The 1,561-nt window shown below is 61.9% G+C and carries 1 protein-coding gene; it reads left to right on the top strand.

Features of this window, described 5'->3' with window-relative positions; translation table 11 throughout:
* The first annotated feature begins 103 nt into the window (after positions 1-103).
* Positions 104-1,521, top strand: a protein-coding gene (locus P1T08_18795; GenBank protein MDF1598122.1) for an IS3 family transposase whose coding sequence is annotated in 2 segments (ribosomal slippage) — positions 104-449 and positions 449-1,521 — 1,419 coding nt in all. Because the reading frame shifts where the segments join, the coding sequence is not laid out codon by codon here.
* The last annotated feature ends 40 nt before the right edge of the window (positions 1,522-1,561 follow it).

Raw genomic sequence — 1,561 nt, 5'->3', positions numbered from 1 at the left:
CCCTCTGTGTCAACGTTTCGTGAGACGGGTCGTGTAGGTGTATCACTGTGTTGAGAGGGCGGGATGGGAGAATCCCTGAATGTCTATCACTGCAGAGGATCGGTTGCTGGGCCATGCTGGGCTGGTGAACGATCCGAATCCTGAGGTCCCGGAACGGGCCAAGCGCCGGTCATATACGGCGAAGTACAAGTTGGAGATCCTGGCCGAGTACGAGGGCTTGGATCGTGACGCCAAAGGTTCGTTGTTGCGTCGGGAAGGTTTGTATACGTCGCTGATCTCGGAGTGGCGGAAACAACGCGACCGGGGTGCGCTTGCAGCGTTGGCAGCGAAACCTGGGCGGGCACCGCTTGATCCGATCGAGCGGGACAACGCCCGGCTCCGCCGACGTGTGGACCGACTCGAAGAAGAGTTGGGGACGGCACGTCGGGTGATCGAGGTCCAGGGGAAACTCTCGGCGCTGTTGGAGGAACTCGCCACCGACAGCGCCCACAAGACCGACGGCGAGCCGAAGTGATCGACGACGCCATCTCCGAGCTGGCCCCGATGGTGGGTGTCACGGCGGCATGCGCTGCGGTGGGTCGTCCCCGAGCCACGCATTATCGGTGGCATCGCAAAAGCCCACTGCCGCCCAAACCCGACCGGGTTGCGGCGTCGCAGCCTCGAGCGCTCGACGACGTTGAACGAAAAGAGATACTGCGGGTCCTTCACGAACCCGAACATGTCGATGAGGCTCCCGCCACCGTCTACGCCAAACTGTTAGACGACGGTGTGTATCTGGCATCGACCGCAACGATGTACCGGATCCTGCGTGACGCCGGCGAGGTGTCCGAGCGTCGCCGCCAGGCCACCCACCCAGCCCGGGTCAAACCCGAGTTGGTTGCTGCGGGCCCGAACGTCGTGTGGTCGTGGGATATCACGAAACTGTTGGGACCTGCGAAGTGGACCTACTACTACCTGTATGTGATCATCGACATCTACTCGCGGTACATACCGGGCTGGATGCTCGCTCGGGCCGAGCGGGCTCATCTCGCCGAGCGGCTCCTCGCCGACACGATCCAGCAGCAGGGTGTCGATCGTGGCGAGTTGACGATCCACGCCGACCGGGGCGCTTCGATGGCATCGAAACCGGTAGCCCTGCTCCTCGGCGATCTCGGTGTCACCAAGTCCCACTCCCGTCCGCATGTGTCGAACGACAACCCGTACAGCGAGTCCCAGTTCAAGACGCTGAAGTACCGGCCCGACTTCCCGAAACGTTTCGGGTCGTTCGAGGACGCCCAGGCCTTCACCAGAAGCTTCTTCGACTGGTATAACAACGAACACCGCCACTCCGGGATCGGATACCACACCCCCGCCGACGTTCATTACGGCCGAGCCGAAGCCATCCAACGACAACGAGGAGCCGTCCTCGACGCCGCCTACCAGACACATCCCGAACGGTTCGTCCATAAACCGCCAACACCACCGCCGCTCCCGCAGACCGCGTGGATCAACAAACCAGAGGAGGACACGCCGACCCAATGAAACAATGAACCGTCTGTCTCAAAAAGCTTGACAAGTTCCG

It is taken from the genome of Acidimicrobiia bacterium, assembly GCA_029210695.1.
In the GTDB taxonomy this organism is placed as follows: Bacteria; Actinomycetota; Acidimicrobiia; order Spongiisociales; family JAHEDJ01; genus JAHEDJ01.
The sequence above is the reverse complement of the archived record's forward strand: the minus strand, read 5'-3'. Positions and strand labels throughout refer to the sequence as shown.